Raw genomic sequence first — 23,833 nt, 5'->3', positions numbered from 1 at the left:
TGTAATTTGGCGTTATGGATAGTTGCGTCTCTTTAGGCGCGGCATATTTCTGGGGGTCAAGGGGTCGTGGGTTCGAATCCCGCCGCTCCGACCATTGTCTTCAAGGTATTCCCCGTACCTTTTTCCAATTCTACAACAATTCATGAATTGCTGGGTCGCGACCCAGCATAGCCAATCCGGAGATTGGCTATGCTGGCGATAGGCTTATTGCGGCCAGGTGAAATAGTAATATTTGTTGCCGACGCTGCCGAAATAGGCGCTCTCGCCGGACATGATATCGATGTAGCTGCCGTTTTCGTCCTTGGCATAGGCCGTGCCGTGCTCACGCTGAATATGCTGCTTGAGAAACGGGCTCCAACCGATGGCATCGATCGTGCCAGGAACGTCCTGCGTGGCCGCATCGCCCCATGCGGTGAGGACCACGCCTTCGATGGGGTCGAAGATTTTGAGGGTGCTGGCGTCAGCTGCTTTGAGCATGGCCTGTCCCTGAAACGCGCATGTGGGATCGTCTGACATTTCGAGCAGCCTTGTCTTCAGGCTTTTCAAGAAGGCAGGATCTGTAATGGCGCAGGTGAGGTCGATATCGGTCGTATCAGCGTCGACAGGCTCGTCGGCGGGTGTCGGCGTCGAACCGATGATCGTCGTCTCGATATGAGAGACCTCCTCATCGGTTTCGGATTGGCTGAAGTGCGCCCTGTGCGGAGCTGCGGCTTCGTGGGATTGAATGGCTTTCAACGCAAGCTCCGTGGACAGAAGCTTGACGGAAGTGGCAAGTCCGGAGACCATGCTGTGTGGCGTCCCTAATTCTCAGCTCGTCGCATGCATCTGCGAAAGCCTATCGCTTTTGGTTAAAGCGAGCATTGCTATGGTCCACTCTCATGAAAAGACCGGTGTGTGTGAGGTGAAATATACCTGACACAAACCGGTCTAGATTTCTCAACCTGCGCGAAGCTGGAGGCGCTTAATTCTCCTGAACGGAGACGCCATTTGGCCCGATCTTCATTTCGACGCCCTTGGGCTTGCTTTCTTCGTGCCAGACATAAACGCTCAGTCCGACGACGGCGATCAGCAGCGCGCCGATAATGAAGTAGAGATTGTTTGATCGTGTCATGTGTTTCCCCTGTGCAGAAATATGCGAGCGCTAAACGCATGAATTCGCAAGAGGTTCCGCACCTTTAATAGGCGTTTTCCGATTTCAGCAGACGGATCGGCGTCAAAACGAGAATTTTGAGATCAAGCAACAGTGACCAGTTCTCGATGTAATAAAGATCATAGGCCGTGCGATTTTTGATCTTGTCCCCGTGATCTATCTCACCACGCCAGCCATTTATTTGCGCCCAGCCTGTAACGCCGGGTTTAACCTTATGACGTGCAAAATAATGCTCGACGACTTCGGTGTATTTCAGGTCGCCCGTCTGCGCATGGACGGCATGGGGGCGTGGACCCACAAGCGAAAGATCGCCAGCCAGAACATTGAAGAGTTGCGGCAATTCATCGATCGATGATTTTCGCAAGAATCGACCAATCGGCGTGACGCGTGGATCGTTCTTGGTCACAGCCTTCTTCGCGGTCGGGTCGCTCATCTCCGTGTACATGGACCGAAACTTCCAGACATTGATCGTTTCGTTGTTGAAACCATGCCGTTTCTGCTTGAACAGCACGGGTCCCTTGGAGTTCGATTTGACCGCGATGGCCGCACCCAGCATCACCGGCCAGAGAATCGCGATGCAGATGATGCTGAAGACGACGTCAAAAACGCGCTTGGCAACCGAATCCCAGTCGCGCAACGGCTTGTCCATCACATCCAGCATCGGCACGTTGCCTATGTGGGAGTAGGAGCGGGGGCGAAAGCGTAGCTTGTTGGCCTGGGCTGCAATGCGAATATCGACAGGCAGCACCCACAATTGCCGGATGAGCTCCAATATACGTGCTTCCGCACTCATGGGAATGGAAATGATCAGCATGTCGAGCTTCGTCAGACGCGCAAATTCCACCAGTTCGGCAAAGGTTCCGAGCTTCGGGTAACCGGCCACGACCTCGGGAGAGCGCGCACTTTTACGGTCGTCGAAAATGCCGCAGATGCGGATATCGTTGTCGTGATCTTCGAGAGAGCGGATCAGATCCTTCGCCGCCTGTCCGCCACCCACGATCACGGCACGCCGTTCCATGACGCCATTGCGGCCCCAGTGGCGAATGGCGAGGCCGACAATGATTCGCTCGATGAGAATGAAAACCGCGCTGACCGCAAACCATACGCCCAAGGTTTGCCAGGAATAGACCGTCTGGGGCAGGAGCATCATCATTGTGACGATGGTGAGTGCGAATGCAGCCAGAAGCGAACCTAGAACCCTTGGTATCGTCTGCACAGGGCGGCGCAGCAGGGGAAGCTGATAGCAATCGGTGACCAGCAGCAGCATGGACGAGATTGCGCCATTCCAGATGCAGATTGCGATCAGGACGATTTGCGAGCTGAATTCCTGCGGCGTTTCCAGCACATTAATGACAATGCCAATCAGCGTCAGAATGACGAATTCGAAAAGTCGCAATTGCCCGATGACGATATTGGGGGAATGGCTGGTGCCACGAAGCTGGTTGGCGACCTGAAGTGCGAGCGGATTGAGTGTAACCGGCTCGCGGGAGGCTGGGTTGGCCTCTCGAGCCTTCTGTGAAAGCTGTTTCCGCAAAGCATTCAGATCAATGGGATTGTTTTCGCCTCCACCCTTGTCCATCGTGTCTTTCCGAAGCCTCCAATGAAGGGTAGGTTACTAAAGGATTTACTAATAAATCCTTTATGTCAACGTCATCGCATTGGTTGCCACTGCTCTAGCATATGTCCCGCGATCTGGCGCCGTAAAAACGCTACCGCGACACATGAGTTCCTCAGACCGGGCTTTTCCGGTCGAGCAGATGAGGGGGGCGGGATACGCAATACCTGTTTACCCGCAACTGTCAGTCGGCTGGAAACCACAAGGTCGTTTCCATTCCAGACCATATTTTTTCGTGTGATTGCCTCTTGAGTGAACCGCGTCTGTCAGGCAAGCCTGCAGATGGGTTTAGAAGAAGCGTTCTCGAACATAGATGGTGTCGCCTGCGATGACCGGCCCCGAAATAATGATTCGGCCCGTCAGCACTTCGGCGTTGATTTTTCGGGTGACGTCCACGTCGCGCTGATTGGCGCGGGGTGTGAAGCCACCGGCGATGGCAATGGCGTTTTGGGCCGTCATGCCGGGAACATAGGAATACTGGCCAGGTCTGCCGACTTCACCCATCACGAAGACCGGGCGGTAGCGATCGATCTCGATCGTCACGTCGGGGTTCTTGAGGAAGCCCTGGCGCAGCTTCTGGGCGATACCCGCTTCGAGTTGAGCAACGGTCTTGCCGCGTGCCGCCACCTGGCCAACGAGTGGGAAGGCGACGTAGCCAGCCTGGTCGATGGTGTAGGTGTTTGTCAGGCCGTTCTGGTCGAAGACGTTGACGCGCAGACGGTCTCCACTATCGAGGTGATAGGGTTGAAGCGCTGCCTCGTTAAAGGCGCGCGGTGCCGGCTTGTACGCAGAACAACCTGCAAGCGTCGTTGCCAAAGCAACGATCAATGCGGATATCAAACGTGGGGCAGCGAACGTCATCCGCAATCTTGCTCCAAATACATTTCTTCATGCCGTTATCCCCTCCTTATGGTTAATGCACCGTAAACAGGTGGAGATTCATTTCTCAATCATGCGTAATCCGGGTGGTGATCTCTAAGCTTAACGCTTGCGTTACCGGGAAATCGTACAGTTGCTGTGGATCAAGCAATTTGCCGTGGCGCCAACACATTGAGAAATCACTTGAAAGACAACACGTCTCGTCCAGATGACATCGACATCACGTCCCAGGAGCGCTTCAGTCTTCCGGTAAGCGACGTCGCGGATTTTCTCTCCATGCGTGGCGCAAAACCGGCCGTCGCATTCCTGTCGCCCAGCGGCGATGATGGTTCCACGGCAACGGTGATGCTGGCACGCTCCATGGCCGAGCTTGGACGTTCCATCGTGCTGGTGGATATGACGGTGTCGGGCTGCCCGACGCGGTTGATGTCACCGCAGGCAGGCCTTCCGGGACTTTCCGATTTGCTCTTCGGCGAAACCGCCTTCGGCGAGACCATCCATCACGACAGACTTTCCAACGCTCACATCGTGCCGCAGGGCCTCGCCCAGCCCGTACAGGCGGTGAAAATCATTGAGCGCCTGACCATGGTACTGCATGCGCTGGCGGATACCTACGACACTCTTCTGCTGGAGTTCGGTGCATCCGATATCGAGGGTGTGACGACGCTGCTGAAATACGTGGACGCAGATATCGTCCTGTCATCGCCGGATGAGGCCATGGCAGAACCGACGCTGGCAGCGCTTCGCGCCATGGGCTACCCGGATGTGATGGTGATGACCGATCCAACGCCCAAGCGAAGCGCGTCATAGGTCTATTTCTGCTGCTTCGGTCCGGCCATCCATTTGATGATGAACATAGTTGGCAATATCCACAACAGGCCGGAAATCGAGAAGTACGCCAGATGCACCCACCATGGCTGCGCGGCCAATGCAGCTGTGGCAAAGGATGTCGCGACCACGGCGTAAAGCACCACCAGACAGATGATGACGATGGTTCCGATGAATGATTTCAGGCGCGTGGGCATGCGGTTTTCCGTCTGCTGAATGTGTTGGATCACTATACAGCCGCGACCCCATGCCGCAAAGCTTTAAGGCCGGACACCGGGGCATAAGGGCTTGTTTTGCACGTTTCGTTGTTGCAAACCAAAGCATAAGACTTGTGGAGTGTCAGGAATGCAAACGAACACGGTGGGTAAGGCTGAAACCTCTGTCGAGCAGGGCCGCCCCGCGGCGCTGACAACGCAGGAAAAGAACCGCCGCCTGTTGCGCATCTGGCTGCGCGTCGTGCTGTTTACGCTGTTCTGTCTCGTGCTGGTCGGTGGCGCGACGCGTCTGACGGAATCAGGCTTGTCCATTACCGAGTGGAAGCCGATCCATGGTGCAGTTCCGCCTCTGTCCGCTGCCGAATGGGAAGAAGAGTTCCAGCTCTACAAGCGCATTCCGCAATATCAGGAAATCAACAAGGGCATGTCGCTCAGCGAGTTCAAGACCATCTTCTGGTGGGAATGGGCGCATCGGCTGATTGCACGTGCAATCGGCCTGATCTTCGCGCTGCCGCTCGCCTACTTCTGGATCACGGGGCGAATCGAAAAGCGTCTGAAACTGCCACTGGTCGGCCTGTTGGCGCTGGGCGGGTTTCAAGGTTTCGTCGGCTGGTGGATGGTCTCTTCAGGCCTGGTCAACCGCACCGATGTGTCGCAATACCGCCTGGCCACCCATCTGACGATTGCTTGCCTGATTTTTGCGGGCTGTATGTGGATATTGCGCGGGCTCTCGCTTCACTCTCCACAGGCCGCCAACGAGCAGCGGGGCAGGGGTGTCGCCGCCCTCCTGGCCATCCTCTGTCTTGTCCAGATCTATCTCGGTGCGCTGGTGGCGGGTCTGAATGCTGGCCTGTCCTACAACACATGGCCGCTGATGGATGGCGCACTAATCCCCGGCGATCTCTTCCTCCAGCAACCCTGGTGGATCAATCTGTTCGAAAATCCCAAGACCGTGCAGTTCGTGCACCGGCTGGGCGCATATGTGCTTCTTGCCACGACGCTGTGGCACATGATCAACATGGCGCGCACATTGCCGAACACACCGCACGCACGTCGTTCCATCCTGTTTTTCGCGCTCATCTGCATTCAGGCGACACTCGGCATCACCACCCTTCTGATGCATGTGGATATCCACGTTGCTCTCGCACACCAGGGTATGGCGCTGCTGGTGCTGGCTTTCGCAATCGCCCACTGGCGCGGGTTTATCGGGGAATATCCGCTGCCGAGCGCTGCTGAAAGCAGGCACTAACGCCCCCGAAGACGGCAATAAAAAAGGCGGAGGAGAAACTCCACCGCCTTGAAAACCACTATGGATCACCCCTCATGCCGAGAGCATGAGTTCCATGTTCTGGACGGCAGCGCCGGATGCGCCCTTGCCGAGATTGTCGAGAACCGCGACGAGATTGATGTGCTCGTCGCTGCCGAACACGAACAGCTTCATCGTATCCTGATTGACCAGCTCTTCCGCATCGATGCGCGACAGCGATTTGCTGTCTTCGAGCGGCACGACCTGCACGATGGTCTGTCCGGCATAATGCTCGACAAGCGCATCATGGACGGATTTGACCGTCGTGCCTTCCGCCAGATCACCCAGGAACAGCGGCACCTGGACGATCATGCCCTGCGGGAACCGGCCGACGGAGGGTGAAAACAAAGGCGCGCGATCAAGCTGACCGTGGATTTTCATTTCCGGAACGTGCTTGTGCTTCAGCGTCAGGCCATAGAGAAAGTTGTTGGCGCTGATGGCGTCATCACGGCTTGGGTCTTCCATCTGTGCGATCATCTGCTTGCCGCCACCGGTGTAGCCGGAGACAGCATTGACCGCGACAGGGTAGCCATCCGGCAAGATGCCAGCATTGCGCAACGGCCTGATGAGGCCGATGGCGCCAGTCGGGTAGCAGCCGGGGTTTGCCACGAAACGGGCAGAGCGCACCTTCTCGGCCTGGGCCTTGTCCATTTCGGCAAAGCCATAGGCCCATTCGGGATGGATGCGGAAGGCCGTCGATGTGTCGATGATGCTGATATTGTTGTTGCCGGATACCATCGCGACGGCTTCCTTCGACGCATCGTCGGGAAGGCACAGGATGGAGATGTCGGCATTGTTCAGCATGTCTTCGCGCATGGCGGCGTTGCGACGCTCTGCCTCGGGAATGGACAGCAGTTCGATATCGCGGCGGTCGGCGAGGCGCGTGCGGATTTGCAAGCCCGTCGTGCCGTGTTCGCCATCGATGAAGATTTTCGCTGCCATGTCCTTATCCTGCTTGTTCAATAGGTTACGATAACACGCGGATTCGATTTGCTAACGCCCGGACTCAATGTGTGAACTGGCTTTCGCACGTCGTTCTGCGCGCGTACCCAGCATATACAGCGCAACCGCCGCCGCGGCAATGCGGTGACATCGATGCGATGGATGGTTTTCGATGGTGTGGTAATGTCGCAATCCCTGAAGAGCTTTCATCCTCAACACCACATTAAGGTGTTGGATATAATCTGTTCGTCTGTAAGTTACGTGACCGAACCGGTGCGTCGGCGTGCTTTCTCAACCCTGCCACCCCTTGGACGACCATGAAGTATAGACCGGAAATCGATGGTCTGCGCGCTGTTGCTGTCCTCGGCGTCATGTTTGCACATGCCGATCTGCCATTTTTGGGTGGCGGCTTCATCGGCGTCGATGTCTTCTTCGTCATCACCGGCTACTTGATAACCATCATTATTCTAGACGAGCGGGCGAAGGGGCGTTTCTCCCTCATCGGCTTTTACCAGCGCCGCGCACGCAGAATATTGCCGGCGCTGTTTTTCGTTCTGCTCTGCACGGTCCCTGCCGCCTGGATATGGCTCCTGCCGGATGCCTATGAAGCCTTTTCCAAAAGCCTGGTGACCGCGACATTGTCGGTTTCCAATATCTATTTTCTCAGGAAAACCGACTATTTCGCACCCGATTCTACCGATGTGCCGTTGCTCCACACATGGAGCATGGGCGTTGAAGAGCAATTCTATCTGCTCTTCCCTTTGCTGTTTTTGCTGCCGCTGAAAATCAAAACGATCTTCAGGATCGTTCTTGCCGTGGCCGTCGCCAGTCTCATCGGCAGCGAGATCGGCTCCTGGTATTTTCCATCGGCCAATTACTACCTCCTGCCCACTCGCGCCTGGGAAATTCTGGCAGGGGCAATCTGCGCATTTTACGTGAGCGGACGAGTGCGAGCCATCAATGGTCCTGCGGCACTGGCGGGGATCGCAATGGTTCTCGCTGCCATCCTCCTGTTCGATCCCATCACACGCACACCCTCGCTTGTCGCGTTGTTGCCGGTTCTCGGCGCTTGCATCTTTCTGCTGTTCGCCTCCAGCGAGACATTCGCTGGCCGCATCCTGTCGCTGTCGCCTCTGGTCTGGGTAGGACGCGTCAGTTTCAGCGCCTATCTCTGGCACCAGCCGGTGTTTGCCTTCTGGCGGATCAGAAGCATTGAAGAACCGTCGACTTGGGTGATGTGCTGTCTGATCGTTCTTGTCCTGATGCTGTCGGCCCTGAGCTGGCGGTTTGTCGAGCAGCCCTTCCGGCGCGGAGGGATTGGTCTTCGTCGCTTGATCGGTGCCACCGTTGCTTTCGCTTTGGTACTGACAAGCTTTGGTCTCTGGGGAGCACTCAAAGACGGGCTGCCGTTCCGGCTGTCACCGGACGTCCAGAGCTTTGTCGAACGCACCACGTGGACCGATCACTGTCTCGCCCAAGCAGAAGATGGCGATATGCCTGTGCCCGATCCGAAATGCACCTTCAATGCGGAGGCGGCCACGTCTTACGCCCTTTGGGGCGATTCGATTGCCGCTTCATTCGCGCCGTCATTGGCAGAAGCGCTGCAACGCCGAGGCATCGGTCTGGTGCAAATCACACACGGTTTCTGCGCACCCATCATTGGCGTCTCCATGGCGCGGGAAGAGGGAGCCATCCCTTGCGATGATGTCAACAGGCGCGCCTTGACGTATTTGAAAGACAGCAAGATCGACACCGTCATCCTCTCGGCATCATGGGTCAGCTTTCTGAATGCCGGATATATGCAGATCGATGGCAAGGAATACCCCGCCAACGAGGCGTCCATACCGGACATGGCGAAGAACCTGCGTGAGACGATTGAAGCATTGCGCGCCAGCGGAAAGCGCGTGATTGTGGTCTATCCCAGCCCTCGTTTCGACAAGCCCGTCATCGACATTATGGCGGCACGGATCGTCAAGGGCGATAAGACGCCGGACTTTCCGTTTTCTTACTCGGATTTCAAGGCCAACACGGCCCGTGCCTATTCGATGCTGGATGCTGGTGTGCCGGAGAGTTTCGGCAAAGTGCTGCCAGAGGCGATTTTCTGCAAAAGGGAAGCGCAAGGCATGTGCTTCTTCGGTCGCGAGGGCGTGGCCTATATCGCAGACAGAGGCCATTACACGACTGCGGGTGCAGCGATGATTGTGGACAGCATTCTGCGCGAAGTGGGCCAGGCTAAAGCGGCCACCACCAACTAAGAAAGCAAACAACAAACGAAAAAGGCGGAGCCGAAGCCCCGCCTTTTGATGTCTTGTCGTCCGATAAGCGATTAGCGCTTGGAGAACTGGAACGAACGGCGAGCCTTGGCCTTACCGTACTTCTTACGTTCAACAACACGGCTGTCGCGGGTCAGGAAGCCACCCTTCTTCAACACGCCGCGAAGGCCTGGTTCAAAGTAGGTGAGAGCCTTGGAAACGCCGTGACGAACAGCACCGGCCTGGCCGGAAAGACCGCCACCAGCAACAGTTGCGATGATATCGAACTGGCCGGAACGGGCTGCTGCGATCAAAGGCTGCTGCAGGATCATCTGGAGAACCGGACGTGCGAAATACGTGGAGAAATCGCGACCGTTGATGATGATCTTGCCGGAACCAGCCTTGACCCATACGCGGGCAACGGCGTTCTTGCGCTTGCCGGTCGCGTAGGAGCGGCCGAGTGTGTCAACCTTGCGGACGTGCACGGGAGCAGACGCTTCCGATGCAGGGGCGAGGTCTTTCAGAGAGGAAAGATCGGCCATTATCAGGCGCTCCTTACGTTCTTGCTGTTCAGCTGTGCCACGTCGAGAACGGCTGGCTGCTGTGCTTCATGCGGATGGTTGGAACCGGCGTAAACGCGGAGGTTCTTCATCTGGCGGCGGCCAAGAGGACCACGGGGAATCATACGCTCGATAGCCTTTTCGAGAACGCGCTCCGGGAAGCGGCCTTCGATGATCTGGCGAACGGTACGTTCCTTGATGCCACCTGGGTAACCAGTGTGCCAGTAGTACTTCTTGTCGGAATACTTCTTGCCGGTGAAAACGCACTTTTCAGCGTTGATGATGATGACGTTATCGCCATCGTCAACGTGCGGTGTGTACGTTGCCTTGTGCTTACCGCGCAGGCGGGTTGCAACAACAGTGGCGAGGCGACCAACAACGAGGCCTTCGGCGTCGATGATGATCCACTTCTTCTCCACCTCAGCGGGCTTCTGAACGAAAGTAGACATTCTTTTAACTTTCTCTAGGACCCGTCACGTTTCAAAGTAGAAGCATGCGGGCGTTTCTTGTTGCTTGAGGCTGATCGCAAGCGTTCAGCCGGAATGACTGTATTTCCAGGGAAATTCTGTCTGGCGCGCTTATAGGCTGTGAAGGAAATCCCGTCAATAACAGGTCAATTCGCATCGTAAAAAAATGCCATTTGAAAACAATGGCTTACATATGTGGTTTTATAATACCACAATAAAATGCACTCGAAATCAGCCTAGACGCATGATCAACACGCCCAAAGCGATGATCGCGCCTGCGACATAACGCCAGATACTCGCCTTCTCCTTGAGGATGAGAACGGAGATGATGACGGCAAAAAGGATGGAGGTTTCGCGAAGAGCGGCGACGACGGCGACCGGCGCTTTCGTCATTGCCCACAGTGCCAGACCATAGGAAATGATCGAGCCTGCGCCACCCGCCAACCCACGCCACCAGTTGTTGCGCACATGGCGGGAAACCGGCGCCCAGCCGCGCCTGTACAGCGCCCATGTAAACAGCAGTACCGGTGGCATCAGCGACATCCACAGGGTGTAGGAGATGGAGCTTGCCGAGAGCCGTGCGCCGATACCATCGACGAAGGTGTAGCCGGCGATGAAGACCGAATTGGCAAGCGCCAGCAGAATTGCGTGCCTGCCGCCATGGCGTGCCTCAAAGGCAAGCGTGAGAATACCGGCAGAGATGACGGCAATGCCGCAGAGCGCGGCAGGGCTCAAGCTTTCGCCCAGAAACAGGTTGCTGCTGGCCGCCACGATCAATGGCGCGACGCCGCGCATGATCGGGTAGACGAGACCGATATCGCCCGCCGTATAGGCCGCTGCGACCAAACGGAAATAAGTGAACTGCAGGACGGCCGACACCAGCAGGAAAGGCAGGGCGGCGATGCCGGGAAGCGGCACGAAGGGCAGAAAGGGAATGGAGCAGACCGCGGCACCCGCGGCGATCAGCGTTGCGTCCAGCGCCTTGTCCGTACCGGATTTGACGAGCGCATTCCAGCTGGCATGCAAAAGAGCACCCAGCAAAACCAGTAAAAGCACGTCAATCGACACAGGCGACTCGCTGATAACCCAACCTCAACAAGCTCTAATCTGTTCGCCGACGCGTTGCACTGTCGGAAGCGGGAATTTCCAAGAATCCGCCAACAGATTGGCTCGATGAAACGAAGCCGATACAACTTTTTTATCTAGTTGGGCTTCGTGGAAACACCGATTTCATGAGCCATTGCCCCATTTCAATCGTTTCACTCGCGCCTTGTTTCTAATGTTGCTTCAAAATTGAAGAGCAACATATTCTGCTAATGTAACTATAAGTAGTTTCTAAAATGAAGCGAACATATATGGATCAAAAAAAGTACAAGTGTGGATTATGGATGACATCGACGCAATCATTTGTGGTAGGTTTCAAAAATGTAAGGGCGGACGTTCTCGAGAAAAAGCTTTCTTCGGTTCCTTCATCGCGTCAATAATAGAACGATACATTCTATCTGGGAGGATGACCATGAACCACGAAACCTACGACGACGACACTTTTCGCCGGATATTGACCGATGTTAAAACCATCGCGGTTTTAGGTGCGTCACCCAACACGTCACGGCCGAGCCATGGCGTCATGCAGTTTCTGCTGTCAAAGGGCTATACGGTGTTTCCGGTCAATCCGGGCCAGGAGGGCACGGAGATCCTCGGACAGAAGGTCTACGCCAAACTGGCGGATATTCCTCAGCCGATCGACATGGTCGATATTTTCCGCGCCGCCGACAATTTGCCTGCGATCGTTGACGAAGTGATTTTGCTATCGCCTCGTCCCAAGGTCATCTGGGGACAACTGTCCGTCCGGCACGATGACGCAGCCGCAAAGGCTGAAGCCTATGGCATAGAAGTGGTGATGAACCGCTGCCCTGCAATTGAGCATCCGCGTCTCAATATCGCATGATAGTTAGCACAAGTCGCACTTATCATTCGTTTCCGGCGCGGTATGATCCCTGACGCTCGGAAGTGGGCACAATGAATTTGGAGGGATAAATGTCTGAGAGCAACCCGGGTTTTTCGACGCTGGCCATTCATGCCGGTGCAGAGCCCGACCCGACCACCGGCGCGCGCGCCACGCCGATCTACCAGACGACGGCCTACGCCTTTCGTGATTCGGATCACGCGGCCGCCCTTTTCGGGCTGAAGGAATTCGGCAACATCTACACCCGCATCATGAATCCCACGCAGGCGGTTCTGGAAGAGCGGGTTGCAGCCTTGGAAGGCGGCACGGCCGCGCTTGCTGTTGCGTCCGGCCACGCTGCGCAGCTTCTCGTGTTTCATACGCTGCTGACATCAGGCGACAATTTCGTTGCGGCTCGACAGCTTTACGGCGGTTCCATCAACCAGTTCGGCCAGTCCTTCAAAGGCTTCGACTGGCAGGTGCGCTGGGCCGATGCCGCCGATCCCTCAAGTTTCGAAAGCCAGATCGATGAGCGCACGAAGGCGATCTTCATCGAGAGCCTTGCCAATCCGGGCGGTACCTTTGTGGATATCGCCGCGATTGCCGATGTCGCCCACAGACACGGCCTGCCGCTCATTGTCGACAACACCATGGCCAGCCCCTATCTGCTGCGCCCCATCGAACACGGCGCAGATATCGTGGTCCACTCGCTGACGAAATTTCTCGGTGGTCATGGCAACTCTATGGGCGGCATCATTGTCGATGGTGGCACGTTCGATTGGTCGGCGAGCGATAAATATCCAGCACTCTCTCAGCCGCGGCCTGAATATTCCGGCGTCGTGTTGCACCAGACTTTCGGCAATTTCGCCTTCGCCATCGCAACACGCGTCCTAGGCCTGCGTGACCTTGGCCCATCCATCGCGCCGTTCAACGCATTCCTCATTCTCACCGGCATCGAAACGCTGCCGCTGCGCGTCCAGCGCCATTCCGATAATGCACTCGCTGTGGCGAAATGGCTGAAAGCGCATCCGAAGGTCGGCTGGGTTCATTATGCGGGGCTGGAGGATAGCGACAACTACCCGCTTCAGCAGCGATACTCGCCCAAGGGCGCTGGCTCCGTCTTCACCTTCGGCGTGAAAGGCGGATATGAGGTGGGCAAGGCTTTGGTTGAAGGGCTGCAACTGTTTTCGCATCTCGCCAATATCGGCGACACCCGCTCCCTGGTCATTCACCCCGCTTCAACAACGCATGCGCAGCTGACGCCGGAGCAGCAGACCGCTGCCGGTGCTGGCCCGGATGTCGTGCGCCTGTCCATCGGCATCGAAGACGTGAAGGATATTATCGCAGACCTCGAGCAATCGCTCGCCAGGGTCTAGTCAAAAGGAAGGTCGCCCATGACGCTTAGTCTCAACTTCAAGCCAACGGGCGACCTCGCCTCCATCCAGCCGGAAGAGGGTACCCTCGCACCCGACCGGCTGATCTCCGGCGACCCGAAATTCACCACATGGAACCTCGAAGAGGCATCCGGCGGCCTGTACGCTGGCATATGGCAATCCACACCCGGCAAATGGCGCGTCGAATATGACGAGTGGGAATACTTCAACATTCTGGAGGGGTATTCCATCCTAACAGAAGACGGCGCAGAACCCACTCATCTGAGACCCGGCGATCGCCTCATCCTCAGACCTGGGTTTAAAGGAACCTGGGAAGTGGTTGAAATGACTCGCAAGGACTATGTCGTCAGGTTGTGAGGTGGATCATCACCACACCAGATCCAGCCGTTCCAACCCATGGAAATGATACACGTCCTTCACCCTTGGCGGCTCTGCAATCCGTAATCGCGGCAGTCGCTTGAAGAGCAGTGGCAACACGATGTTCAGTTCCAGCCGTGCCAGTGGCGCGCCGATGCAGAAGTGGATGCCGGCGCCGAAGGACAGGTTGGGGGCTTCCGTGCGGTCGGGCTTGAAGGTGAGTGGGTCGGTGAATTTGTTCGGATCGAGATTGGCGGCGGCGAGGATGAGGCTGACTTTGTCGCCGCGTTTGAATGTGATGCCGTCGATTTTGACTGGCTCCAGTGCCCAGCGTTGGAAGATGTGCACCGGCGCGCCGATACGCAGCGTTTCTTCCACGGTGCGCTCTGTCGTTTTTTCGTCCTGAAACAGCAGGTCTAGGTCGCTGCCGCTTTCGAGGATAACGCGCACGGAGTTGCCGATCTGGTGGACGGTGGCCTCATGCCCGGCATTCAGAAGAACGATAGTGGTCGAGATCAACTCGTCGTCGGTGAGATATTGCCCTTTGTGCTCGGTATGGATCATGTGGCTGAGCAGATCGTCTTTCGGCTCAGCGCGGCGCTCTGATATGACACTGCGCACATAATCCGCAAATTCCTTCGCAGCGATGTCGGCGGCCAGTTCATCCTCGCGGGTGCGCTTGAACATATACATGCCGACATAGGCATGCGACCATTTCAGCAGTTGCGGTCCCATCTCCTCGGGAATGCCGATCATCCGTGCAATCATCGTCACGGGAATGATGTCCGCAAATGACGACAGCAACTCAGTCCTGCCGTCCTTCTCGAAGCGGTCGATCAGACCGTTGGCCAGCGCTTCGATTTCCGGCTTCATCTTCTCCACGTGGCGAGAGACGAAAGCGCGGTTGACCAGCGTTCTGAGTCGCGTGTGCTCAGGCGGTTCGATTTCCAGCAGGGAATGTCGCTCAGCAGCATCGAAGTGCCGGACATGCTCCAAAGGCTCCGGCAGGCCGAGCTCCTCGAGGGTGGCAACATGCAGGATTTGCCGCCCGAAGCGTCGGTCGCGCAGCAGAGCGTTTACATGGTCATAGCCGGTGAAGAACCATTGCTTCTGCTCTTCCCAGTAAAAGGTCGGACAGTGGGCATGCAAGGCCGCATAAACGGCGTTGGGGTTCCCGTAGAAAGCGGGGTTGCGGGCATCGAGAGAAACAGAGCGTTTGTCCGCATCGATATGGAGGAAATCAGTCACGGTGTTCATGCCCGATCTCTATCGCAAACACCTGCCTCACGGAAGCGATTCTATTCGCCCACGGCGACGCCTTCGCGCCTAGGATCGGCACTGCCGACAAGACCGCTGCCGGTGATTTCGATGGCGTGCAGACCGGAGTTCATTTCACCCGGTTTCACCTCATATCCCATGGCCTTCAGCGGGTCTGCAAACTTTTCCGCATCCGTCCCGGCCTCGATATCGTAGGTGCCGAAGCGGTTGATGAGGTGCGGTTGCGCCACGATTTTTTCGACCGGCATGCCCCAGTCGATATAGGCGATCAGCGCCTGTGCGACATAGCCGATGATCTGGCTGCCGCCGGGCGAGCCGATGGCCAGAAGCGGCTTGCCATCTTTCATCACGATCGTTGGAGCCATGGAGGAACGCGGGCGTTTGCCCGGTTCGACGCGGTTGGCAACCGGCAGGCCGCCATCATGCGTCTTGAAGGAGAAATCCGTCAGCTCATTGTTCAGCAGAAAACCATTCGTCATCAGCCTTGATCCAAAGCCGCCTTCGATGGTGGTCGTCATGGAAACGACATTGCCCTGCTTGTCGACGATGACGAAGTGGCTGGTGGAGGGCATCTCGAGCGTGGGTCCACGACCGAACAGCGATGCGTGGTCCCACTGCGGCTCACCGGCCTTGACGGCATCAGCAGCAAGCGCCTTGTCTCCGTCCAGCAGCGACGCACGCGTGGCCAGATAGTCCTTCGTTAGCAAGCCCTTGGTGGGCAGCGGCAGGAAATCAGGGTCAGCCACATACCGTTCGCGGTCGGCGAAGGCCAGGCGCTGCGCATCGCCAATCAGCCGCCAGCTTTCCACATTCTCAGGACCGAGCGCCTTGATATCGAAATTCTCGAGGATGCCGAGCATCTGGCCAACCGCGACAGCACCGGAGGAGGGCGGTCCCATGCCGCACACATCCAGCGCGCGGTACGTGGCGCAGACCGGCTCCCGCTCCTTGGTGCGGTAGTTTGTCAGATCGGCCAGAGACAGAACACCGGGATTGCCCGCAGCCTCCCGCACTGTCTTGACGATCGCCTCGGCAATCGGCCCGCTATAGAAAGCGTCGGCACCCTTGGTCGCGATGGTTTTGAGCGTTTGCGCGTAGGCGGGATTTTTCAGAACCGTGCCAGCTTTCAGTGGCGCGCCGGAGGCATCGTAGAAATAGCCACGCGGCCCCTCGTATTTCTTCAGCCGTTCGCCGTCAGACGCAATCAGAGATGCGAGACGCGGAGACACTTGAAAGCCATCGGTCGCAAGTTTCTCAGCTGGCTTGAAAAGCTCAGGCCAGGGCGTCTTTCCATATTTCTGATGGACGTCGGAAAGTAGCCGCACCGTTCCCGGTGTGCCGACGGACCGTCCACCGATCACCGCATCCAGAAACTTCAGCGGTTGGCCGCTGTCATCGAGGAAAAGCTTCGGCGTCGCTTCCATCGGCGCTGTTTCGCGCCCGTCGAACGTGGTCAGCTTGTTGGCTGCGGCATCGTAATAGACCAGGAAACCGCCGCCACCCAAGCCAGAACTTTGCGGCTCCACAAGACCCAGAACCGTCTGCACGGCAACCAGCGCATCGATGGCATTGCCGCCATCGGCAATCACCTTGCGGCCTGCTTCTGCTGCCAGCGGATTGGCGGCTGCGACCATGAAATTTTTGGTTTCGACGCGGCTTGCGGTCTTGGTGCCAGTTGCCCGTTCTGGTGCAACCGTGTCCGATGCCTGCTGCGCCTGAGCCGAACCAGCGGCGAGTGCTGCACATATCAAGAGCCCGGTGAAAAACCTGACAGTCATGACGAAACCTCCATTGCCTTTGGCGCGCATGATGGGATCGCAGGGACGGTCAGGTCAAGTCATGGTCTATCGATTGGCAATATGCGAGATGCGCGTCAGAGCGGCCACCTGCCGGTCGGCATTGTTGTCGCATGGGTCTTCGTCGCGGTCGTTGGCGGGGATGACCATGTTGACCGAGCCGTCGCGCACGACGGTGCGGTTGCGACCTTCCTTCTTGGCACCGTAAAGCGCGCGGTCGGACATCGTCAGCATGGTGTCGAGAACAGCGTCGGTTGCGAGTTGGCAGAACACCCCGGCACTGACGGTTGCGGAAAACTGTTTGCCATCCGCGAAGATGTCTAGGCGGCTGAAACGAATCCGAATCGCTTCGGCCAGGATCGCGACTTTCGAGGGATCGTCCGTTTCCACTAGGCAGCCGAATTCCTCGCCACCCATACGGATCAAAAAGCCCCGGCCTTCGGTGATCTGACCAGCCTGCGCACAGAACTTGACCAGCACCTCGTCACCGCACTGATGACCGTATTCGTCATTGATCTTTTTGAAGTTGTCGATGTCGAAGAGAATGAAACCCAGATGTCTCGACGTGCCGGCAAGTCTGGCTTTCAGCGTACCAAACTCCTGCATCAGCCCGCGACGGTTCAGCGTCCCGGTCAGATGGTCGGTCATGGCGAGACGCTGCAGGCGGCGCTCCGCGTCCTCCATGAACATTTTGACGCTGATCATCATCAAGACGATGAAGCCGAATGCGCCCGCGACAACAATCGGGGTCGTCAGCGGCACGACCTGGCCCGTCACGAGATTATAGGGAATGACGAGGGACGCGGCGATGGCACCCACGAAGGCCTGAACGACGAGGGCCACCGCCAACAATTTTCTGGTTTTCGAGATGAACTCTTTCGATGTCAGCAGGACGCCCGCCAGCATGAAGTACCCGATCCCGGCGCATACGTGGTAAAGAATAACCCTGGCTGCCATGCTGTCGTGCACCGGGGGCACAAACATGAAGGCGATCCATGTGAGCGGGGGAATGGCGATCCAGCCTTCGATCCGGCGGTTTCCCAGGAGCAAGAGGGCCGCCAGCCACAAACTGAATGCCGCGAGTGCGGATATGTTTCCGAACTGAATGGACAGAAAATCGGGAATGGCTCCGCGCAGTGCGACGAGGATGGCGCCGATACCCACCAGGGCAAACCCGGATGCGAAACACAGGTGATGTTTTTTTGTCGTATCATGCAGCCATAACACCACCAGCACGCCTGAAAGCGTCAAGGTCTCCATCGACCATATGATCATGCCCGTCTTGGCGTCTAACACGTAACGAACCCCGTAGTTTATCCGTGCGGCGGATGGCGAGGTACGACGTTTAGGGTCTGCCCGCGCTGTCTGCGTCTCAAATGAATGCTTCAAAAAACCGTCAGTCAGCTGTGGGTGGTTTTAAGCTGTCGCGAGCACTATCATCATTGAAAACCTAAAAAGTGGTTTCTACTTTACGTAACGAGAGGTTGCGCATCAAATATTGTCGTGTTTAACCTTTGGTTGACCACTCTTGTGTTTCTCGGTTGATGACGCCATTTGTAGGCTGAATAGCCATGGTGCCTTTTTCTGCGGCCTTGTATGGCGATCGGTGATATTTGCCGGGACGTCATTAAGGATATCCGTCACCTCAGTCTTGAAGAACCGGGCAATCACACTCTATGTAGAGAGTAGACGAATAGAATTGATTCCGGCTGCGAATGCTCGCCGGTCAAGAGTTGACAAAGGACGGACATGACAAATCCAGTTGATACCGCCATGGCTTTGGTGCCAATGGTCGTAGAGCAGACCAACCGCGGCGAACGGTCCTATGATATCTACTCGCGTCTTCTGAAAGAGCGGATCATCTTCCTGACCGGTCCGGTGGAAGATCACATGGCGTCGCTCGTTTGCGCCCAGCTACTGTTCCTCGAGTCGGAAAACCCGAAGAAGGAAATCGCGCTATACATCAATTCCCCAGGTGGTGTCGTCACCGCCGGTATGGCGATTTACGATACGATGCAGTTCATTCGTCCTGCTGTTTCCACGCTGTGCGTCGGTCAGGCTGCCTCCATGGGTTCGCTGCTTTTGGCTGCCGGTGAAAAGGGCATGCGCTTCTGCACACCGAACGCACGTATCATGGTTCACCAGCCATCTGGCGGTTTCCAGGGCCAGGCTTCCGACATCGAGCGTCACGCCCGCGACATCATCAAGATGAAGCGCCGCCTTAATGACGTCTATGTGAAGCACACGGGGCGTACGCTCGAAGAAGTTGAAAATACGCTGGATCGTGACCACTTCATGGACGCGGACGAGGCGAAAAACTGGGGCGTTATCGACAAAATCCTGACCTCACGTCAGGAACTTGAAGGTGCCGCAGCCAGCTAAGCCGCGAGAACGTTGGCGCGTATTTGACCTATCGAAGTCACATTCGGGGTTTAAACGGGAAAATAAAGCGCTAATAGTAGATATTAAGGCTGTGTTGAATTTTTATGACATAGCTTGGTCTGGTCCCATAAAAGCCTGATTCGGCTCAAGGGGCAGAAAACGAGATAAATGCCGAGGCATTTTTGCCTTGGCGGTATGAAGGGGAATTCGTTGCCGCCGTTGTCGGGTGTAATATCTGATGCGGTTAGTACCCCCGGGAACGAAGCGGACATGGAGGCTTGTAGGAAGCGACCATGTCGGCAGACGGTAAGTTGACCGCGTTTCGCTTTGCGGACCTGCGGCGTGCTGGAAGGAAAGAGATATGAGCAAAGTCAGCGGCAGCAACGGCGGCGACTCTAAGAATACACTCTATTGTTCATTCTGCGGCAAGAGCCAGCACGAAGTCCGGAAACTCATTGCCGGGCCGACGGTGTTCATCTGTGATGAATGCGTCGAATTGTGCATGGACATCATCCGCGAGGAGAACAAGACCTCTATGGTGAAGTCTCGCGAGGGTGTGCCCACCCCGCAGGATATCATCAAGATTCTCGATGAATATGTCATCGGCCAGAAGCAGGCGAAGAAAATCCTGTCCGTGGCTGTTCATAACCACTACAAGCGCCTCGCGAATTCGTCCAAGAACGGCGACATCGAGCTGGCGAAGTCCAACATCATGCTCGTTGGCCCGACCGGTTGCGGCAAAACCTATCTTGCCCAGACCTTGGCCCGTATCATCGATGTGCCCTTCACAATGGCTGACGCAACGACGCTGACCGAAGCCGGTTACGTGGGTGAGGATGTTGAAAACATCATTCTCAAGCTGCTCCAGTCTGCCGATTACAACGTTGAGCGCGCCCAGCGCGGCATCGTCTACATCGACGAAGTGGACAAGATTTCCCGCAAGTCGGACAACCCATCCATCACGCGTGACGTGTCGGGCGAGGGCGTTCAGCAGGCGCTGTTGAAGATCATGGAAGGCACGGTTGCCTCCGTTCCTCCACAGGGTGGCCGCAAGCATCCACAGCAGGAATTCCTGCAGGTGGATACGACCAACATCCTGTTCATCTGCGGCGGCGCTTTTGCCGGTCTCGACAAGATCATCTCTGCCCGTGGCGAAAAGACATCTATCGGTTTTGGCGCAACGGTGAAGGCGGAAGACGATCGTCGCGTTGGCGAAGTGCTGCGTGAACTGGAGCCGGAAGATCTCGTCAAGTTCGGCCTCATCCCCGAATTCATTGGTCGTCTGCCTGTTTTGGCAACGCTCGAAGACTTGGATGAAGACGCGCTGATCCAGATTCTGTCGGAGCCGAAGAACGCACTGATCAAGCAGTATCAGCGCCTGTTCGAGATGGAAGACGTGGAACTGACATTCCAGGGCGACGCCCTGCGTGAGATCGCTCGCAAGGCGATCACCCGCAAGACCGGCGCACGTGGACTGCGGTCGATCATGGAGAAAATCCTGCTCGACACCATGTTCGAACTGCCAACGCTTGAAGGCGTTCGTGAAGTCGTTATCTCTGACGAGGTCGTCAGCGGTGCCGCGCGTCCGCTTTACATCTACGCGGATCGTCAGGAAGAGAAAGCCAACGTCTCGGCTTAAGCTTTCACGCACGATTGATGACAAGCAAAGACCCGCTTCTGGCGGGTCTTTTCGTTTGTTATTCACCGAAAACGTCCCGATATTTCGACTCTGACCGATTTAGCGTTTGGAGCGGAATGGCGTTTCCGATAGAGTTTTTATGTGATTTGCAGCGCGATATGACGTTTTTTTGAACGTTTGCTGTGTTTTCCGATTCGGCGTGGCGGGCGAATGCGGAAAAATGTGAAGCGTATTGTGACGTATTGCGTGTGCGAGATTTTAGCCTGCACCAACGGTCGAGGCTATCTCCTCTTGTGACTTGAAAATGACAGTGACGAACTCCACTTTTAGTCACGACAAAGAATATGCCGGAAACTCCCCAAGAAAGTCCGGCAGGCGTCCCTCCCAAGGGACCATTGAAAGGAAATGATATGACAAACGTTCCGTCTGCTGCATCTGGTGGTACATATCCCGTACTTCCCCTGCGCGACATTGTCGTCTTCCCGCATATGATCGTTCCATTGTTCGTCGGCCGCGAAAAGTCCATTCGTGCGCTAGAGGAAGTCATGGGTTCAGACAAGCAGATCATGCTGGTCACCCAGATCAATGCGAGTGACGACGATCCAGATCCATCCGCGATCCACAAGATCGGCACGCTTGCCAACGTCTTGCAGCTTCTGAAGCTGCCCGATGGCACGGTGAAGGTGCTGGTCGAAGGCAAAGGTCGCGCTCAGATCGAAGAATACACCGATCGGGAAGACTTCTATGAAGCCAAGGCCGTTGCTCTGCACGAGACCGAGGAAGACCCTGTCGAGCTTGAGGCTCTGTCTCGCTCCGTCGTGTCGGAGTTCGAAAGCTATGTGAAGCTCGACAAGAAGATTTCGCCTGAAGTCGTTGGCACCGCAAGCCAGATCGATGACAATTCCAAGCTCGCCGATACGGTCGCATGGCACCTGCCGATCAAGATGATCGAAAAGCAGCAGATGCTGGAGACGCTCAGCGTCAAGCAGCGTCTGGAGCAGGCTCTCGGCTTCATGGAAGGCGAGATTTCTGTTCTTCAGGTCGAAAAGCGCATCCGCTCGCGCGTCAAGCGCCAGATGGAAAAGACCCAGCGCGAATATTACCTGAATGAACAGATGAAGGCGATCCAGAAGGAGCTTGGCGACGGCGAGGATGGCCGCGACGAGATGGCCGAACTGGAAGAGCGCATCTCCAAGACCAAGCTTTCCAAGGAGGCCAAGGAAAAGGCCGACGCGGAAATGAAGAAGCTGCGCCAGATGAGCCCTATGTCCGCGGAAGCGACCGTCGTGCGCAATTATCTGGATTGGCTGGTCGGCCTGCCATGGGGCAAGAAGTCCAAGATCAAGACGGACCTGAACGCTGCTGAAGCCGTTCTTGAACTGGACCACTTTGGGCTTGATAAGGTCAAGGAACGCATTGTCGAGTATCTGGCCGTTCAGGCCCGTGCTTCGAAAATTCGTGGTCCGATCCTTTGCCTCGTCGGTCCTCCCGGCGTTGGTAAAACCTCGCTTGCGAAGTCGATTGCCAAGGCAACCGGACGCGAATATGTGCGCATGGCGCTGGGTGGCGTTCGTGATGAAGCCGAAATCCGCGGCCATCGTCGGACCTATATCGGCTCCATGCCCGGCAAGATCGTTCAGTCAATGAAGAAGGCAAAGAAGTCCAATCCGCTCTTCCTGCTCGATGAAATCGACAAGATGGGACAGGACTTCCGTGGCGATCCCTCCTCCGCTCTGCTGGAGGTGCTGGATCCGGAACAGAACTCCACATTCATGGACCACTATCTCGAAGTGGAATATGACCTGTCGGACGTCATGTTCGTGACTACCGCCAACACGTTGAACATTCCCGGCCCATTGATGGACCGTATGGAAGTCATCCGCATTGCCGGTTACACGGAAGACGAAAAGCGCGAAATCGCCAAGCGTCACCTGCTGCCCAAGGCCATCAAGGAACATGCGTTGCGCCCGGAAGAGTTTTCCGTCAGCGACGATGCGTTGATGGCCATCAGCCAGCAATATACCCGCGAAGCCGGTGTGCGTAACTTCGAACGCGAATTGATGAAACTGGCGCGTAAAGCCGTGACCGAGATCATCAAGGGTAAATCTACATCTGTGGCCGTCACGGCTGCCAACATCAACGATTACCTTGGCGTTCCGCGTTACCGCCACGGTGAAGCGGAAGGCGAAGATCAGGTCGGTGTCGTCACCGGTCTGGCCTGGACCGAAGTTGGCGGTGAGCTTCTGACCATCGAAGGCGTGATGATGCCCGGCAAAGGCCGCATGACGGTGACGGGTAATCTGAAGGAAGTGATGAAGGAATCCATTTCGGCAGCGGCATCCTATGTCCGCTCCCGCGCCGTGGATTTCGGCATCGAGCCACCGCGTTTCGACAAGTCGGACATCCACGTGCATGTACCGGAAGGTGCGACGCCCAAGGACGGTCCGTCTGCCGGTGTGGCCATGGCCACGGCCATCGTGTCGATCATGACCGGTATTCCGGTGGACAAGAATGTTGCCATGACGGGTGAAATCACTCTGCGTGGCCGTGTCTTGCCCATCGGTGGCCTCAAGGAAAAGCTGCTTGCAGCCCTTCGCGGCGGGATCAAGAAAGTGCTGATCCCTGAAGAGAATGCGAAGGACCTGGCCGACATTCCCGACAACGTGAAAAACGGAATGGAGATCATTCCGGTGTCGCGTATGGGAGAGGTCATCCAGCACGCGTTGATCCGCAAGCCGGAGCCGATCGAGTGGGATGGCAGCATCGAAACGCCATTGGTTGCCACTGTCGAGGGCGTCGATGACGCCGGGCAAACAATCGCTCATTGA

Annotated in this window: 21 protein-coding genes; 9 read left to right on the top strand and 12 right to left on the bottom strand. The window is 56.5% G+C overall.

Features of this window, described 5'->3' with window-relative positions; translation table 11 throughout:
- Positions 1–204: 204 nt before the first annotated feature.
- From RRU01S_RS13090 to RRU01S_RS13075, 4 genes are all read right to left on the bottom strand, one after another.
- Complete coding sequence (locus tag RRU01S_RS13090; protein ID WP_045230728.1) at positions 205–786, bottom strand: hypothetical protein; 582 nt, start codon at positions 784–786, stop codon at positions 205–207.
- A gap of 175 nt (positions 787–961) precedes the next feature.
- On the bottom strand, positions 962–1,111 hold the full coding sequence (locus RRU01S_RS25835; RefSeq protein WP_045230727.1) for a hypothetical protein: 150 nt from the start codon (positions 1,109–1,111) through the stop codon (positions 962–964).
- Positions 1,112–1,175: 64 nt separating this feature from the next.
- On the bottom strand, positions 1,176–2,729 hold the full coding sequence (locus tag RRU01S_RS13080) for an undecaprenyl-phosphate glucose phosphotransferase (protein WP_045230726.1): 1,554 nt from the start codon (positions 2,727–2,729) through the stop codon (positions 1,176–1,178).
- Between the two features lie 324 nt (positions 2,730–3,053).
- The gene (locus tag RRU01S_RS13075) at positions 3,054–3,626 is read right to left on the bottom strand and encodes a polysaccharide biosynthesis/export family protein (RefSeq protein ID WP_045230725.1); all 573 of its coding nucleotides are present in this window, start codon (positions 3,624–3,626) and stop codon (positions 3,054–3,056) included.
- Between the two features lie 201 nt (positions 3,627–3,827).
- Here RRU01S_RS13075 and RRU01S_RS13070 point away from each other — a divergent pair, with 201 nt between their 5' ends.
- Complete coding sequence (locus RRU01S_RS13070; protein WP_045230724.1) at positions 3,828–4,454, top strand: tyrosine-protein kinase family protein; 627 nt, start codon at positions 3,828–3,830, stop codon at positions 4,452–4,454.
- Positions 4,455–4,456: 2 nt separating this feature from the next.
- Here RRU01S_RS13070 and RRU01S_RS13065 read toward each other — a convergent pair whose 3' ends face one another.
- Positions 4,457–4,669 carry a DUF2842 domain-containing protein gene (locus tag RRU01S_RS13065; protein WP_045230786.1) on the bottom strand — a complete coding sequence of 71 codons (213 nt, stop codon included), beginning with the start codon at positions 4,667–4,669 and terminating at the stop codon, positions 4,457–4,459.
- A 148-nt stretch (positions 4,670–4,817) separates the two neighbouring features.
- On the opposite strand from RRU01S_RS13065, the gene RRU01S_RS13060 reads away from it, so the two are divergent.
- Complete coding sequence (locus tag RRU01S_RS13060; protein WP_045230723.1) at positions 4,818–5,936, top strand: COX15/CtaA family protein; 1,119 nt, start codon at positions 4,818–4,820, stop codon at positions 5,934–5,936.
- Between the two features lie 72 nt (positions 5,937–6,008).
- On the opposite strand, the gene argC is transcribed toward RRU01S_RS13060, so the two are convergent.
- Entirely contained in the window at positions 6,009–6,935 is a 927-nt protein-coding gene (gene argC / locus RRU01S_RS13055; protein ID WP_045230785.1) for an N-acetyl-gamma-glutamyl-phosphate reductase, read from the bottom strand.
- A 317-nt stretch (positions 6,936–7,252) separates the two neighbouring features.
- On the opposite strand from argC, the gene RRU01S_RS13050 reads away from it, so the two are divergent.
- Positions 7,253–9,190, top strand: coding sequence for an acyltransferase family protein (locus tag RRU01S_RS13050; protein ID WP_045230722.1), 1,938 nt, complete (start codon positions 7,253–7,255; stop codon positions 9,188–9,190).
- A 71-nt stretch (positions 9,191–9,261) separates the two neighbouring features.
- Here the strand turns inward: RRU01S_RS13050 and rpsI are convergent, their stop codons facing one another.
- The 3 genes from rpsI to RRU01S_RS13035 all read right to left on the bottom strand — a co-directional run bounded on the left by rpsI (position 9,262) and on the right by RRU01S_RS13035 (position 11,282).
- Positions 9,262–9,729, bottom strand: coding sequence for a 30S ribosomal protein S9 (gene rpsI, locus RRU01S_RS13045; protein ID WP_045230721.1), 468 nt, complete (start codon positions 9,727–9,729; stop codon positions 9,262–9,264).
- Positions 9,730–9,731: 2 nt separating this feature from the next.
- Positions 9,732–10,196, bottom strand: coding sequence for a 50S ribosomal protein L13 (gene rplM, locus RRU01S_RS13040; protein ID WP_045230720.1), 465 nt, complete (start codon positions 10,194–10,196; stop codon positions 9,732–9,734).
- Between the two features lie 249 nt (positions 10,197–10,445).
- A complete protein-coding gene (locus RRU01S_RS13035; RefSeq protein ID WP_045230719.1) occupies positions 10,446–11,282 on the bottom strand; it encodes an EamA family transporter in 837 nt (278 codons plus the stop codon).
- A 448-nt stretch (positions 11,283–11,730) separates the two neighbouring features.
- Here RRU01S_RS13035 and RRU01S_RS13030 point away from each other — a divergent pair, with 448 nt between their 5' ends.
- From RRU01S_RS13030 to RRU01S_RS13020, 3 genes are all read left to right on the top strand, one after another.
- Positions 11,731–12,162 (top strand): CoA-binding protein, encoded by a 432-nt coding sequence (locus RRU01S_RS13030; RefSeq protein WP_045230784.1) that lies wholly within the window; start codon positions 11,731–11,733, stop codon positions 12,160–12,162.
- Between the two features lie 89 nt (positions 12,163–12,251).
- Positions 12,252–13,535: an O-acetylhomoserine aminocarboxypropyltransferase gene (locus RRU01S_RS13025; protein WP_045230718.1), complete on the top strand. Its 1,284-nt coding sequence runs from the start codon at positions 12,252–12,254 to the stop codon at positions 13,533–13,535.
- An 18-nt stretch (positions 13,536–13,553) separates the two neighbouring features.
- Complete coding sequence (locus tag RRU01S_RS13020; protein WP_045230717.1) at positions 13,554–13,910, top strand: cupin domain-containing protein; 357 nt, start codon at positions 13,554–13,556, stop codon at positions 13,908–13,910.
- Positions 13,911–13,919: 9 nt separating this feature from the next.
- Here the strand turns inward: RRU01S_RS13020 and RRU01S_RS13015 are convergent, their stop codons facing one another.
- From RRU01S_RS13015 to RRU01S_RS13005, 3 genes are all read right to left on the bottom strand, one after another.
- Entirely contained in the window at positions 13,920–15,167 is a 1,248-nt protein-coding gene (locus RRU01S_RS13015; RefSeq protein ID WP_045230716.1) for a cytochrome P450, read from the bottom strand.
- Positions 15,168–15,208: 41 nt separating this feature from the next.
- A complete protein-coding gene (gene ggt / locus RRU01S_RS13010; protein ID WP_045230783.1) occupies positions 15,209–16,966 on the bottom strand; it encodes a gamma-glutamyltransferase in 1,758 nt (585 codons plus the stop codon).
- 66 nt (positions 16,967–17,032) lie between these two features.
- Positions 17,033–18,280, bottom strand: coding sequence for a GGDEF domain-containing protein (locus tag RRU01S_RS13005; protein ID WP_045230715.1), 1,248 nt, complete (start codon positions 18,278–18,280; stop codon positions 17,033–17,035).
- Between the two features lie 453 nt (positions 18,281–18,733).
- Here RRU01S_RS13005 and clpP point away from each other — a divergent pair, with 453 nt between their 5' ends.
- From clpP to lon, 3 genes are all read left to right on the top strand, one after another.
- On the top strand, positions 18,734–19,366 hold the full coding sequence (gene clpP / locus RRU01S_RS13000; protein WP_045230714.1) for an ATP-dependent Clp endopeptidase proteolytic subunit ClpP: 633 nt from the start codon (positions 18,734–18,736) through the stop codon (positions 19,364–19,366).
- A gap of 361 nt (positions 19,367–19,727) precedes the next feature.
- On the top strand, positions 19,728–21,005 hold the full coding sequence (clpX, locus tag RRU01S_RS12995) for an ATP-dependent Clp protease ATP-binding subunit ClpX (RefSeq protein ID WP_045230713.1): 1,278 nt from the start codon (positions 19,728–19,730) through the stop codon (positions 21,003–21,005).
- A gap of 410 nt (positions 21,006–21,415) precedes the next feature.
- Positions 21,416–23,833, top strand: a complete 2,418-nt coding sequence (gene lon / locus RRU01S_RS12990; protein ID WP_045230712.1) for an endopeptidase La — start codon at positions 21,416–21,418, stop codon at positions 23,831–23,833.

Origin of the sequence: Agrobacterium rubi TR3 = NBRC 13261, from assembly GCF_000739935.1 — a bacterium.
GTDB lineage: Bacteria > Pseudomonadota > Alphaproteobacteria > Rhizobiales > Rhizobiaceae > Agrobacterium > Agrobacterium rubi.
This window is presented reverse-complemented; position numbering and strand designations above follow the sequence as displayed.